This window comes from Rhizobium sp. R634, from assembly GCF_002211305.1.
Classification (GTDB): Bacteria; Pseudomonadota; Alphaproteobacteria; order Rhizobiales; family Rhizobiaceae; genus Rhizobium.
The window spans coordinates 45010-57170 of sequence record NZ_LOKW01000009.1; the positions used below are offsets into that span (position 1 = coordinate 45010).

Below are 12161 nucleotides of genomic sequence, written 5' to 3' on the forward strand. Positions count from 1 at the left end.
GGAAAGATGGTTAGGCAAGCCGGTGATTGAAGTCAACGGCCTTCGCCGCCGTCCCCGCGCCGGATCGTCTCAGGGCTACCGGACCATTACGACTGACCCTACCGGAAATATCGTCTTTTATCAGTGATTTACGTCATGAAAATTTGATCGGCGCGCCGGCTTTTCGCCGCAATTGCATTGCAAGCCGACTGCGCCGCCGCCCTTGACCGGGCTTCTCCCCGCCTAATTGTCCTAGCCATGCTTATGAAATTGGATCGGCGCCGCCTGCGGGCGCTGCGTGTTTTCTTCGACCCGGGGCGGCTGCGCGCGCTGACCCGCCGCAGCGAAGTCGGCCTGTCGCTGGCGGGTGCCGTCGTCGGCATCGCCTCCGGGCTTGCCGTCACCGGCATGAGCCTTGCTTCCAACGAGCTGCACCAGCTGATCTTCGGCATCGCCGACGAGGAAAGGCTGAGCTCGTCGCTGATCGACGACAAGCTGCTGCTGCTCACCGCTCCTGTCATGGGCGGCATCCTGCTCGGCCTGTTGCTCTTCATCCTGGCCAAACGGCGCAAGAAGCCGATGGTCGATCCGATCGAGGCCAATGCGCTGCATGGCGGCCGCCTGTCGCTGACCGACAGCATCATCGTCGCCGTGCAGAACCTCATCTCCAACGGTTTCGGCGCCTCCGTCGGCCTGGAGGCCGGTTATACCCAGCTTGCCGCCGGCCTCGCCTCGAAATTCGGCCTGAAGCTGCAGCTTCGCCGCTCTGACCTGCGCATCCTCGTTGGCTGCGGCGCGGCCGGCGCCATCGCCGCCGCCTTCAACGCGCCGCTGACCGGCGCCTTCTATGCCTTCGAGCTGATCATCGGCACCTATACGATCGTGTCGCTGACCCCGGTCGTCGTCTCCGCCCTCGTATCGACCCTCGTGGCACGGCTGCTCGCGGAGGGCGATTTCACCATCGATATCGGCAGTTTCGGCTCGGTCGTCCCGGCCGACTATGTTCCGGCACTGCTGCTCGGGGTCTTCTGCGCCGGCGTGGGCATCCTCCTCATGCAGGGCGTCGCCTTCATCGAGGAACTGGCCCGCAAGAGCTCGATCGCCCCGCCCTTCCGTCCCGCCCTCGGCGGCATCATCGTCGGGCTGCTGGCGATGATCTCGCCGCAGGTGCTTTCGGCTGGCCACGGCGCGCTGCATCTCAACCTCGCGCGCGAGGTGGCGATTCCCGCGCTGATCGGCCTTTTCCTCCTGAAATCCCTTGCCTCGGCGATCTCGATCGGCTCCGGCTTCAGGGGCGGCCTGTTCTTCGCCTCGCTGTTCATGGGCGCCCTGCTCGGCAAGCTCTTTGCCTATTGCGGTCCCTATTTCGCCGATGCGACGCTGACGCCGGTCATCTATGCCGTGGTCGGCATGAGTTCGCTTGCCGTCGCCGTCATCGGCGGACCGCTGACGATGACGTTCCTGGCGCTCGAAATCACCGGCGACTTTCCGATCACGGCGCTGGTGCTTGCCGCCGTCATCACCTCCTCGCTCGTCGTGCGCTCGACCTTCGGTTACTCTTTCGCCACATGGCGTTTCCATCTGCGCGGTGAAAGCATCCGCAGCGCCCATGATGTCGGCTGGATCCGCAATCTGACGGTCGACAAGCTGATGCGCTCCGACGTCAAGACAGCGAAAGCCGGCATCTCGCTGGAGGAATTCAAGCAGGCCTTTCCAATCGGCTCGACCCAGCGCGTCATCCTCGTCGAGGAGAGCGACAAATATGCGGGCCTCGTGCTGGTGCCGGAGATCTACGCCAATCCGACCGATGTCCAGGACGAAGGCACGACGCTTGCCGATTTCATCCGCTACCGCAACGATTTCCTGCAGCCGCAGATGAATGCCAGGCAGGCGGCGGCGATCTTCGACAAGAGCGAAAGCGAAGCGCTCGCCGTCGTCAACAATCTGATCGAGCGCAAGGTGGTCGGCCAGCTCAGCGAAAGCCACACGCTGCGCCGCTACAGCGAGGAACTCGACCGCCGCCGCCGCGAGGTGTCGGGTGAGATCTGATTTTTAGGACGCTTCGGCGAGCCTGAAGACCTCGGCCTTCTTCGAAACGCCGCGCAGATCGAACGATCCGAGATATTCGCAGGGTACGGCGCAGGTCGTCGCAAAGCTCTCCGACATCAACAGATGCTGCTCGAGCATGCCGCACAGCTTTTCGAGCCGGGAAGCCTCGTTGACCGCCTTGCCGATCACCGTGAAATCGAGCCTGCCCTTGGCGCCGACATTGCCGTAGAAAACCTCGCCGAGATGCAGCACGACATCGACGCCGATATCGGGGCCGCCGATCAGCGTGCGCTCGCGATTGAGTTCCTCGTTCGCCTTCAGCAGGCTCCTGGCGGATGCCAGCGCGGCCAAGCAGGCCGTCTGCGGATCGTCCGCGTCGGTCGGAAAGATGGCCAGCACGCTGTCGCCCATGAATTTCAGGATCTCGCCGGAATTCTCCTCGACATGCCGGTCGATCAGCTCGAAGTGATCGTTCAGAAAGCCGACGATCTCCCCCGGCTGATAGACCTCGGTCAAGGCGGTGAAATTGCGAAGGTCGGCAAGCAGGATCGCAGCATTGATCGAGCCGCCCGTTCCTCTGCGGGTTTCACCCGCCAGAATTCGCGCGCTCGTCCTGGCGCCAGTATAGACGGCAAGGATATCGCTGGCGGTTTTCGAGGTCGCGACCCGGTAGGCAGCAAGCCCCAGCGCCGGGAAAAGTGCCTGGATGGCCGCCAGCTGTTCATCGGAAAATCCGTCCGGCGCGTCGCTGGTCAGCGAGAAGCCGAGCCCGCGCAGCGCAACTTCCTTCGGGAATTCGAAGATGCTGATCACGTGGTCCGTGCCCCCGTCGAGCGCGAATTCGTGCAGCTCGGTATAGTGCAGGCCCTCGCCCTTCGCCAGGTTCCACCGCCCCGTCTTCTCGCCGCGGTTCAGAAGGTAGAATATCGGCGTCTGCTCGAAGTTGCGTTCCGTCTCGCTGCCATGTTCGGCGGTTTCGATGATCGTGACGCCGCCGCGCGAGAAATTGGCCGATACGCCGCGATACATCGGGTGCAGCGACGGCATCCTGATGCTCGCCCGCCAGATAGGAAATCCCGCCGCGATCAGCCGTTCACACAAGCCGGTGACGAGATCGCCGATATGCTCGCTGGTAATTCCCTGCTCTATAAGCCAATGAATATGATCGTTAATTTTGGAAACCTCCGCGTGAGCCGGCGCGATCTTATGATTGAAAAATCGGGCAAATCGGCGACAATGCCGAACCGGCTGGCTTCATCTCGATTGATAGCCGCGCCCTACCGATAATCCCAGCCGTGGACGATGGAAAGTCCTTTCGTCAGCAAGCCGGCGCCACAACGCCTGCGGGCATCACCGTTCACATTCTGACGGTCATTCCGCCATCGACAGTCAGGACATGGCCGTTGACGAAGGAGGCGGCGGCGCTGGCGAGATAGAGCGCCGCGCCGGCGATTTCATCCGGGCGTCCCCAGCGCTGGACAGGGATGCGCTGGCGCACGAAGGGCATGAGTTCCTCGTTCTCAGCCATTGCCGCGTTCGTCTCAGTCGCGAACCAGCCGGGCGCAATCGCATTGCTGGTGATCCCATACGGGCCGAATTCGACCGCCATGCCGCGCATAAGGCCGGTGAGTCCCTGCTTGGCAGCGGGATAAACGCAATCGCCGGGCATCACGACATGACCGCTGATCGAAGTCACCGCGATCAGACGGCCGTAATTGCGCCGCTTCATCAGCACGGCGGCGTCGCGTGAAAGCGTCATCGCCGCGGCGAGATCCGTGCGCAGCAGCTCGATGATGGCATCGTCGTCGAATTCGGCGAGCGGCCGCCTGTCGCGGGCGCCGACATTGTTGATCAATATATCGAGACGGCCGTAGGTCTTTTCGATATCGGCCATCAATGCACGCTGGGCCTCGCGGTCGGCAACGTCGAACACGGCAGCCTCCGCCGTACCGCCTGCGGCGCGAATGGCCATCACGGCATCGTCCAGCGTTGAGGCGGTCCGTCCTGTAACGATCACATGCGCGCCGGCCTCGGCAAGGGCGCGCGCCATCTCGAAACCGAGACCACGCCCGCCGCCGGTCACGAGCGCCACCTGATCCGCCAGGGAAAATCTATCGAATATGCTCATGATTCATCGCTCTCAACGGGGCCTGCCACGGCAATTAATGGACTCAGTCAACTAATTTGGCAAGAGCGGAATGAAACGCTATCTGTGGGATGATAGAGGCCCGACTTGGTGCCTCTTCTCCCCTCGGGGAGAAGGGACAAGTGGCAGCGTCTTGCCCATTCTCACCCTACGAAGTCAGACGACTCGACCCACATTCCATCCCTACTCCAGCAACCCCGCAAGCCAGCGCGCATCGAGGTGACGTTCCAATTCCCCGGCGATCTCATCCAGCGCCCGCTCCACGCTCTCGCGGTAGTTCCTCCGCTCGCCCGACAGGCCGAAGCTTTCCAGCAGCCTGGCCCGGTAGGCATCGCTGCCGAAGAGCCCATGCAGGTAGCTTCCCATGATCCGGCCGTCCGCCGACACTGCTCCGTCGGGCGCGCCGTCGACGATCGCCGAAGGCCTGGTGCAATCCGGGCCGCGGGTAATGCCGAGATGGATCTGGTAGCCGGAAAGCGGCGCGTCATATTCGGTCGAGCGGGCCTGGCTGTTGCGCACGGTCTTCTCGGGCGCCATCTCGGTCTCGACATCGAGAAGCCCGAGGCCCGGCGTCTCCAGCGTCCCGCCTTCGAGCCCAAGCGGATCGTGCACGGTGCGGCCGAGCATCTGGTAGCCGCCGCAAATGCCGATCACCCGGCCGCCGCGTCTCACATGCATGTCGAGATCGCGATCCCAGCCCGCGGCTCTGAAATCGGCAAGATCGGAAATCGTCGATTTCGAGCCGGGAAGAATGACGAGGCCGGCATCGGCTGGCAGCCGCTCGCCCGATCGCACGAAAACCAGCTCGACATCCGGCTCGGCGCGCAACGGATCGAGATCGTCGAAATTGGCGATACGCGGCAGCACCGGCACCGCGATCTTCAAGGCACCCGCCCCGCCCTTTGCCAGACGTTCGAGCACGACCGAATCCTCGGCCGGCAGACGCGCGGCACCTGCCAGCCACGGCACGACGCCGAAGCACGGCCAGCCGGTGAAGCCTTCGATGGCGCGGATGCCGTCATCGAAGAGCGAAACGTCGCCGCGGAACTTGTTGATGATATAGCCCGCGATCATCGCCCGGTCGCCCGCCTTGAGGATCGCATGCGTGCCGACGAGCGACGCGATGACGCCGCCCCGGTCGATATCGCCGACCAGCACGACCGGCACATCAGCCCGTGTCGCAAAGCCCATATTGGCGATGTCGCCGGGCCTCAGATTGATTTCGGCCGGCGATCCGGCGCCCTCGACGATGATGAGATCGGCGCCGTCGGCAACTTTTTCGAAGCTTGCAAGCACCGCGCCGAGCAGTTGAGGTTTCAACCGCTGATAGTCCCGCCCTTTTGCCTGTCCGAAGACCTTGCCCTGGACGATGATCTGGCTGCCGTTTTCCGATTGCGGCTTCAGCAGCACCGGGTTCATGTGCACCGAGGACGGCGTGCGGGCAGCAAGCGATTGCAGCCACTGCGCCCGGCCGATCTCACCGCCGTCATCGGCGACCGCCGCATTGTTCGACATGTTCTGCGGCTTGAACGGCCGGACGATGCGCCCGCGATTGGCCGCCAGCCGGCAGAGGCCCGCGACCAGCACCGTCTTGCCGACATCCGAGCCGGTTCCCTGCAGCATGATCGCTCTTGCCATGGCGGCCGCCTTTCGTTGAGGCGAGGCCTACAATGGGCGCCAATCCCGGGTCAAGACTTGCAGGGGCTGGGAATGCTTGGCCTAAAAACGCGAAAACCGCGCATGGCCTTGGCTCTGCGCGGTTTGCCGAAAACTCTGGCGTCTTCACCCTCTACGCGGCGAAGCTCGCTTTCTCCGGTACGCACTACCTGAACCAGAGAAGCAGCAGTTGTTCCGGCTGCGACCTCACTGATAGCGGCACATTCTTACCGGAGAGTTATTGAAGGCTTACGCAAATGTTAATTTTGACCTTTTTCGGCATTTCCGTCGATTTTTCTGGCGAAGCCCCCTCGCCGGTGGCGAGCCCCATCCGTGTCTCCATTTTCGGGCTATTGACATAAATTCTTCGAATTCAATCATTTAGTGGCGCAACCATGAGCAGAAGACGGTTGATTTCTGCGGGCGAACGCGTAGGCTTGGCCAAAATGCGCCATTGTTGAACATGACCTGCGACCCGCCGCGAAGCCGCAAGGATGAACGGCGTCCGTGAACAGGAAGGCCTGCTGAGCCATCGCCCGGCAGGCCTCCTCCCTTTCGGGCGCCGCAAAGCTTTGCTGACGATTTTTACAAGGCGGCGCGTCCGAGCAACGAAGATTCGGGGAATGACGATGAAGACGCTTCTGATTTCGGCCGTCTTTGCCGCGGCTTTTTCCATTACCGCGCCGGCGGCCGCCGCCGACTGCGGCCAGATGACGATCGCCGAGATGAAATGGGCCTCGGCCGGCATTGCGGCAAACTTCGACAAGATCATCCTGGAAAAGGGCTATGGCTGTTCCGTCACCATCGTCGATGGCGACACGCTGCCGACCTTCGCCTCGATGAACGAGAAAGGCACGCCCGACATCGCTTCGGAATATTGGATCAATTCCGTCAGGGCCCTGCTCGATCAGGCTGTCAAAACCGGCCGGCTGGTGCAGGGCGCCGAGATCCTTGCCGATGGCGCCGTCGAGGGCTGGTTCATTCCGAAATTCATCGCCGACGCCAATCCCGACATTCGCTCGGTCGAGGATGCGCTGAAGCATCCCGAGCTTTTTCCCGGCGAAGAGGATCCATCCAAGGGCGCAATCTACAATTGCCCGGCCGACTGGAGCTGCCACATATCGACCACCAACCTTTTCCGGGCGCTTGCCGCGGACAAGAAGGGCTTCGAGCTCGTCGAGACCGGCAGTCCCGAACGGCTCGACGCATCGATCGCCCGCGCCTTCGAGAACAAGGTCGGCTGGCTCGGCTATTATTGGGCGCCGACTGCCGTCCTCGGCAAATACGACATGACGCGCCTGAGCTTCGGCGTCGGCCATGACAAGAGCGAATGGGACGGCTGCACTGCCGTTGCCGGCTGCACCAGGCCGCAGCTCAATTCCTACCCGGTCTCGCGTGCATTCACGCTGATGACCAGATCCTTCGCCAGCCGCGCCGGGCCTGTTACCGCCTATCTCAAAATCCGCAAATGGGACAATGCGACGATCAACCAGGTGCTCGCCTGGCAGGACGAAAACCGCGAAAGCAACGAGAATGCCGCGATCCACTTCCTGCGCAATTACGAGAGCCTTTGGACGAAATGGGTGCCGGCCGATGTAGCCGAGAAGGTCAAGGCGAGCTTATAAACGCGGGAGACGATCAACGACCGGACGATTCGAGATGACTGGCAACGTTCCCTTTCCCGACCGCGATACCGTTGCGGAAAAGCTCGCCGCGCTGTCGGAGCCCGACAAATCCTACCTGACGCTCCTCATGGAAAATGCCGCCCAGGACGACAACCTGCTCGACGGCCTGCGCCGCCACCTCGATCTTGCCGCGGGATCGCGTTTCCTGAACTCGCTAAAACTCGAAAATCTTGGATTGTGGCTGGGGACCCAGGCGCCGGACCGCCTGCAAATCCGGCTGATGGAAACGGCCCGCTCCAGCCAGCACCCGGCCTACCAGGCCTTCCGGACCGGCCTCAGCCGATCCGGCGGCCTCGAAAGAGCACATCCCCCGGCCACCTGATAAGGTGGTCCGGCCCCGGTCACTCGTTAGAGTGGTCCGGACCCCGGCCCGATCCCGGCCACTTGCCAGAGTGGTCCGGTTTCAGGCTCAGACCTAACGTCTACCGCTTACTTCTTCGCAGCGCGATCAACCGAGCGCCCGGCATCCTGCGTGGCGTTGACGGCGTTCGCCGTATCCTTTCCCACGCCGCGGATCGTGTTGCCGCAGGAGGAAAGAGCAAGAAGAACCATGAAGGCTGCGGCAATTTTGGCCGTTGTCGTCATTTCGAATATCCTTGTTTGAAATCAACCCCGAACGGCACTCATGCCATCCGCGCCGATAACGCACAAGCGAACAAAAGGTTCAGCCGCTGGACGATATCCTCAGGCGGCGACCGCCTTGGCTCTTTCGGCAAAAGCATCGCGAATGCTGTCGGCCACCGTTTCGATCGGTCCCGACATCTGCGAGGCGGTCAGCAGCCGGATGTCGAAGGAGGCGAGTTCAGGCAGTCCTTCCTGCAGGCCGAGGATCGCCATGTCCTCGCTGACATAAGAAAGCGGCAGCGGCGCGATGGCCAGATCGGAGAGCACAGCGGCGCGCTGCGCCATCGTGTGGCCGCTGAGATAGGCGACGCGATAAGGCCGCTTGTTGCGCTCGAGCTGGGCGAGCGCCTCCTGCCGCCAGATGCAGCCATCCTCCCAGATCGAGATCGGCAGGGGATCGCGCCGGTGGGCCGAACCGCACCTTGCGCCGGCCCAGACCAGCCGCTCGCGGAACACCACCTCACCGCCGGTCGGGAACGGCCGGGTCGCGCAGTTGATCAGCGCGAGATCCAGCCGCTGCTCCTCCATGCGCTTCTTCAGGCCGACGCTCATGTCGATGGTCACGTCGACCATGATGCCGGGATAGCTTTCGGCAAAACTCTTCAGGATTCTTGGCAGCAGCCGCTCGCCGATATCCTCGGGCGCGCCGAGCCTGACGACGCCGGTCAGCTCCGGCATGATGAAGCGCGACACCGCCTCGTTCGAAAGCGCCAATATGTTGCGCGCGTAGGAAAGCAGCATCTCGCCATGGCGCGTCAGCGTCACCGAGCGGGCGTCGCGCAAAAACAGCGTCGCGCCGAGCTGCTCCTCGAGCTTCTTGATCTGCATGGAGACCGCCGACGGCGTGCGGAAGACCGCTTCGGCGGCAGTGGAAAAATTGCCCGTTTCGGCGATGGCGACGAAGGTGCGCAGCACATCGTTGTCAAGCAAAGGAATGGGACGGCGAAAGGGTAGGCTCATCGTCGCATCTTTCAATTTTTCTGATTTATAAAGCCATATCATTTTGTTTGATTGAATGTCAATCGGCCCCCATAGTTTGCGTATCGGCAACTGATGCAGCAAAGGAGACCGGACATGGCACAAACAAGCACATGGAATATCGTACAAGCCCTCTCCGCGTTCAAGTCACGCCGGCGCAGGGACGCGAACCATGAACATGCGCTGCGGGAGTTGAAGCGATTCCCGTCGCACCTGATGGCGGATTGCCAGCGCGAAATCGAACTACCCCCTCTGAAGACGGTCATACGGCCGCGGCGGGCACTGAGGATAGTGGAATCGCCGAGCCGCGCCTAAGGCGCGGCTCGCCAATCGGCGACTCTTCGGCTTCCAAGACTGCGTATCGTGGCTCTAAGCGCTCGCCCGTTCGATCCAGTCTTGCGTGATCCCACTCCTCCCGCCCTGATCACATCCCGCCAATGAGCTTGAACGCGATGATCCACATCGTCACGGCGACGAGCGTCTCCAGCGTCCGCCAGGACGCCGGCTTCGAGAAGATCGGCCGCAGCCATGTCGCGCCATAGCCGAGGGCGAAGAAGAACAGGAAGGAGCCGGTCACCGCGCCTGCGGCGAAAGAGGCCTGCTGGCCGGGATAGCGCGTCGAAATCGTGCCGAGCAGCACGACCGTATCGAGATAGACATGCGGATTGAGCCAGGTGAGCGCGAGGCAGGTCGCAAGCGTCTGCCGAAAGCTCGCCGTCTTGGCCTCCGCCGCCGTGAGAGTGGCGGATGACCGCAGAGCGGAATAGAGGCTCTTGGCTCCGTACCAGGCCAGAAACGCCGCGCCTCCATAACGCATGACCGGATCGAGCCATGGCAGCAGACTGGCGATCTGCTGGAGGCTGGTCACCCCGAGCAGGATCAGCGCCGCGTCGGAAAGCGCGCAGGTGAGGCACACGGCGAAGACATGTTCGTTGCGCAGCCCCTGGCGGAGGATGAAGGCATTCTGCGCCCCGATCGCGACGATCAGGCTGAGGCCCATCATCAGGCCGGTAAAAAAGATCGGAAAACTCATCGCTTCGGCAATGCCCCACTTTTCGGTGAGGGTTGCGATAGCGTCGGTGGTCGAATTAGTCTAATTAATCGATCTTATCTGAATTAAGTGAAACTAATCCATGCTCGACTATCCCGCCCTGCGCGCCGTCGCAACCATCGTCCAAACCGGCAGCTTCGAACGAGCCGCCGCTATCCTTAATGTCACGCCCTCGGCCATCTCGCAGCGTGTCAAGCAGCTCGAAGAGCGTCTCGGCACCGTCCTCATCGTCCGGGGCACGCCCTGCACGGCCACCGAAAAGGGAGAATGGCTCTGCCGCCATATGGAGAATGTCGGCATGTTGGAGGCCGAACTCTTCGGCCAGCTGCCGGCCCTCATCGATCCCGACGAGCCGCTGCAAAAGGTGACGCTGCAGATCGCCACCAATGCCGACAGTCTCGGAACATGGTTCGTGGAGGCCGTGGCCAATTTCGCCAAGAGCTCTTCCTATCTGCTGAACATCGCCGTCGACGACCAGGACTACACCGCCGAATGGCTGCAGCGCGGCCGGGTGATCGCGGCCGTAACCAGCCTGGAAAAGCCGGTGCGCGGATGCCGGCGCTTTGAACTTGGCGTTCTGCGCTACCAGGCCACGGCAACACCCGAATTCGTCGCCCGCCACTTCCCCCATGGCGTCACCGCCGAGGCGATCCGCAACGCGCCCGCCCTGACCTTCAACCAGAAGGACAGGCTGCAGAGCAGCTGGGTGCGGCAGACATTCGGAGCCGATCTCGATTATCCCACCCATTGGCTGCCGTCGCCGCAGAGTTTCGTCGAGGCCACCCTCTCGGGCATGGCCTGGGGCATGAACCCGATCCAGCTGACCCGCGACCATCTCGCATCGGGAGGGCTGGTGGAACTCGTTCCCGGCACCCCGCTCGATATCCCGCTCTACTGGCAGATCAACCGCCTCGCCGCCGACCGCTTGGCGGAGCTGACCCGCGAAATCGTCACAGTAGCGAAGCGCCGTCTTTGATCGCCATTACCGCGCGATCAAACGTAAGCCGTGCGGCTGCCGAACTCGCTGGTCTCGTCGAAATTCTTCGTGCCGATACGATCGCTCTCGCCGGAGAATTCTCCAGAAGCTTCGGCGGCGGGCTTCGATGCGGCAGATGCCTGGCTCTTGCTGCTTTCCGACGCTTCGAGCTTGGCGATCTTCGCTTCCAGCGCCTCGATCGCCTTTTCGATCGTCGCCTTCTCCTCTTCGTCCCGCGTCTGCGACAGCGCCGCCTCCTTTTCGGCCAGCTGCGCCTCGAGAGAGGCGAGCTGATCCGAAGAGCTGGAAGCCGACGAACTCAGAATGGTGGATGCCGAACTGGAAATGGCGCTGACCATGGGATGACCTTCGATGATGATGTGTCACCCTTCTAGGTCACGAATCGTAAATGTCCGATAAATACAGTACCAATTGGTACTAATTTTATCCTCAACGCCCTCACCTGGCTTCGCCCTCACGCGATTGCCATGATCTCCAGCTCCTGGCCGCCATTTTCCACGACATCGCCGACAGACTTGCCCATCAAGAGCCGCGCCACCGGCGATACGTAGGAGATCGATCCGGTCTTGGGATCGGCTTCGTCCTCTCCGACGATGCGATAGGTCTGCACGCGTCCGTCGTCGCGGCTGAAGGTCACCGTGCTGCCGAAGGCGACGATGTCGGTCGATGCCGGCTGAGGCATGACCTGCGCGGTGCGAAGTCTCGCTGAGAGATAGCGCAGATCGCGCACGGGACCCGCCGTCTGCCGCCGCTTCTCGTTCACGTCTTCGATGGTGCTGGCGGCCTCATAGGCCTGACGCGCCTGCTGGAACTGCAGCTCCAGCGCCTTCAGGCCGGCTTCGGTCACGAGGTTCGGATGCGGCGAAACCGGCCGGTCGGGCAGCAGGGTTTCCGACGCGGTTTCGAAACTCTCTTCCTTGGTGAAGGCGACGGCCAATTCTATACTCCGTTGTGAACGCGATGCGCTTATGGCGGACGGGCGATTGCCCGCATCCG

Annotated in this window: 13 protein-coding genes; 5 read left to right on the top strand and 8 right to left on the bottom strand. The window is 62.3% G+C overall.

Annotated features, from left to right (window positions below; translation table 11 throughout):
- Positions 1–237: 237 nt before the first annotated feature.
- A complete protein-coding gene (locus tag ATY77_RS12630; protein WP_088687603.1) occupies positions 238–2028 on the top strand; it encodes a chloride channel protein in 1791 nt (596 codons plus the stop codon).
- Between the two features lie 3 nt (positions 2029–2031).
- Here ATY77_RS12630 and ATY77_RS12635 read toward each other — a convergent pair whose 3' ends face one another.
- From ATY77_RS12635 to ATY77_RS12645, 3 genes are all read right to left on the bottom strand, one after another.
- Positions 2032–3117: an adenylate/guanylate cyclase domain-containing protein gene (locus ATY77_RS12635; protein WP_088687661.1), complete on the bottom strand. Its 1086-nt coding sequence runs from the start codon at positions 3115–3117 to the stop codon at positions 2032–2034.
- Between the two features lie 268 nt (positions 3118–3385).
- Positions 3386–4156, bottom strand: a complete 771-nt coding sequence (locus ATY77_RS12640) for an SDR family oxidoreductase (RefSeq protein ID WP_088687604.1) — start codon at positions 4154–4156, stop codon at positions 3386–3388.
- Positions 4157–4357: 201 nt separating this feature from the next.
- Entirely contained in the window at positions 4358–5812 is a 1455-nt protein-coding gene (locus ATY77_RS12645) for a cobyric acid synthase (protein WP_088687605.1), read from the bottom strand.
- A gap of 641 nt (positions 5813–6453) precedes the next feature.
- On the opposite strand from ATY77_RS12645, the gene ATY77_RS12650 reads away from it, so the two are divergent.
- Together ATY77_RS12650 and ATY77_RS12655 are read left to right on the top strand one after the other, a co-directional pair.
- On the top strand, positions 6454–7455 hold the full coding sequence (locus ATY77_RS12650; protein ID WP_190237624.1) for a glycine betaine ABC transporter substrate-binding protein: 1002 nt from the start codon (positions 6454–6456) through the stop codon (positions 7453–7455).
- Between the two features lie 34 nt (positions 7456–7489).
- On the top strand, positions 7490–7837 hold the full coding sequence (locus ATY77_RS12655; RefSeq protein ID WP_088673649.1) for a hypothetical protein: 348 nt from the start codon (positions 7490–7492) through the stop codon (positions 7835–7837).
- Between the two features lie 107 nt (positions 7838–7944).
- Here the strand turns inward: ATY77_RS12655 and ATY77_RS12660 are convergent, their stop codons facing one another.
- Positions 7945–8100: an entericidin A/B family lipoprotein gene (locus ATY77_RS12660; RefSeq protein WP_088673648.1), complete on the bottom strand. Its 156-nt coding sequence runs from the start codon at positions 8098–8100 to the stop codon at positions 7945–7947.
- 99 nt (positions 8101–8199) lie between these two features.
- The gene (locus ATY77_RS12665) at positions 8200–9141 is read right to left on the bottom strand and encodes a LysR substrate-binding domain-containing protein (protein WP_190237625.1); all 942 of its coding nucleotides are present in this window, start codon (positions 9139–9141) and stop codon (positions 8200–8202) included.
- A gap of 72 nt (positions 9142–9213) precedes the next feature.
- Here ATY77_RS12665 and ATY77_RS33155 point away from each other — a divergent pair, with 72 nt between their 5' ends.
- On the top strand, positions 9214–9432 hold the full coding sequence (locus tag ATY77_RS33155) for a hypothetical protein (RefSeq protein WP_088673647.1): 219 nt from the start codon (positions 9214–9216) through the stop codon (positions 9430–9432).
- Positions 9433–9541: 109 nt separating this feature from the next.
- Here the strand turns inward: ATY77_RS33155 and ATY77_RS12675 are convergent, their stop codons facing one another.
- Positions 9542–10150 (bottom strand): LysE/ArgO family amino acid transporter, encoded by a 609-nt coding sequence (locus tag ATY77_RS12675; protein WP_088687606.1) that lies wholly within the window; start codon positions 10148–10150, stop codon positions 9542–9544.
- Between the two features lie 100 nt (positions 10151–10250).
- Between ATY77_RS12675 and ATY77_RS12680 the strand changes: the two genes are divergently transcribed.
- Positions 10251–11144 (top strand): LysR family transcriptional regulator ArgP, encoded by an 894-nt coding sequence (locus ATY77_RS12680; protein ID WP_088687607.1) that lies wholly within the window; start codon positions 10251–10253, stop codon positions 11142–11144.
- Positions 11145–11161: 17 nt separating this feature from the next.
- Here ATY77_RS12680 and ATY77_RS12685 read toward each other — a convergent pair whose 3' ends face one another.
- Together ATY77_RS12685 and greA are read right to left on the bottom strand one after the other, a co-directional pair.
- Positions 11162–11503, bottom strand: a complete 342-nt coding sequence (locus ATY77_RS12685) for a hypothetical protein (RefSeq protein ID WP_088687608.1) — start codon at positions 11501–11503, stop codon at positions 11162–11164.
- 116 nt (positions 11504–11619) lie between these two features.
- A complete protein-coding gene (gene greA, locus ATY77_RS12690) occupies positions 11620–12102 on the bottom strand; it encodes a transcription elongation factor GreA (protein WP_088687609.1) in 483 nt (160 codons plus the stop codon).
- Positions 12103–12161: the final 59 nt, after the last annotated feature.

Excerpts from the sequence above, each read along its gene's own strand:
- ATY77_RS12630 (WP_088687603.1), top strand. The coding sequence starts at position 238 with ATGCTTATGAAATTGGATCGGCGCCGCCTGCGGGCGCTGCGTGTTTTC.
- ATY77_RS12640 (WP_088687604.1), bottom strand. The coding sequence starts at position 4,156 with ATGAGCATATTCGATAGATTTTCCCTGGCGGATCAGGTGGCGCTCGTG.
- ATY77_RS12645 (WP_088687605.1), bottom strand. The coding sequence starts at position 5,812 with ATGGCAAGAGCGATCATGCTGCAGGGAACCGGCTCGGATGTCGGCAAG.
- ATY77_RS12650 (WP_190237624.1), top strand. The coding sequence starts at position 6,454 with ATGACGATGAAGACGCTTCTGATTTCGGCCGTCTTTGCCGCGGCTTTT.
- ATY77_RS12655 (WP_088673649.1), top strand. The coding sequence starts at position 7,490 with ATGACTGGCAACGTTCCCTTTCCCGACCGCGATACCGTTGCGGAAAAG.
- ATY77_RS12660 (WP_088673648.1), bottom strand. The coding sequence starts at position 8,100 with ATGACGACAACGGCCAAAATTGCCGCAGCCTTCATGGTTCTTCTTGCT.
- ATY77_RS12665 (WP_190237625.1), bottom strand. The coding sequence starts at position 9,141 with ATGATATGGCTTTATAAATCAGAAAAATTGAAAGATGCGACGATGAGC.
- ATY77_RS33155 (WP_088673647.1), top strand. The coding sequence starts at position 9,214 with ATGGCACAAACAAGCACATGGAATATCGTACAAGCCCTCTCCGCGTTC.
- ATY77_RS12675 (WP_088687606.1), bottom strand. The coding sequence starts at position 10,150 with ATGAGTTTTCCGATCTTTTTTACCGGCCTGATGATGGGCCTCAGCCTG.
- ATY77_RS12680 (WP_088687607.1), top strand. The coding sequence starts at position 10,251 with ATGCTCGACTATCCCGCCCTGCGCGCCGTCGCAACCATCGTCCAAACC.
- ATY77_RS12685 (WP_088687608.1), bottom strand. The coding sequence starts at position 11,503 with ATGGTCAGCGCCATTTCCAGTTCGGCATCCACCATTCTGAGTTCGTCG.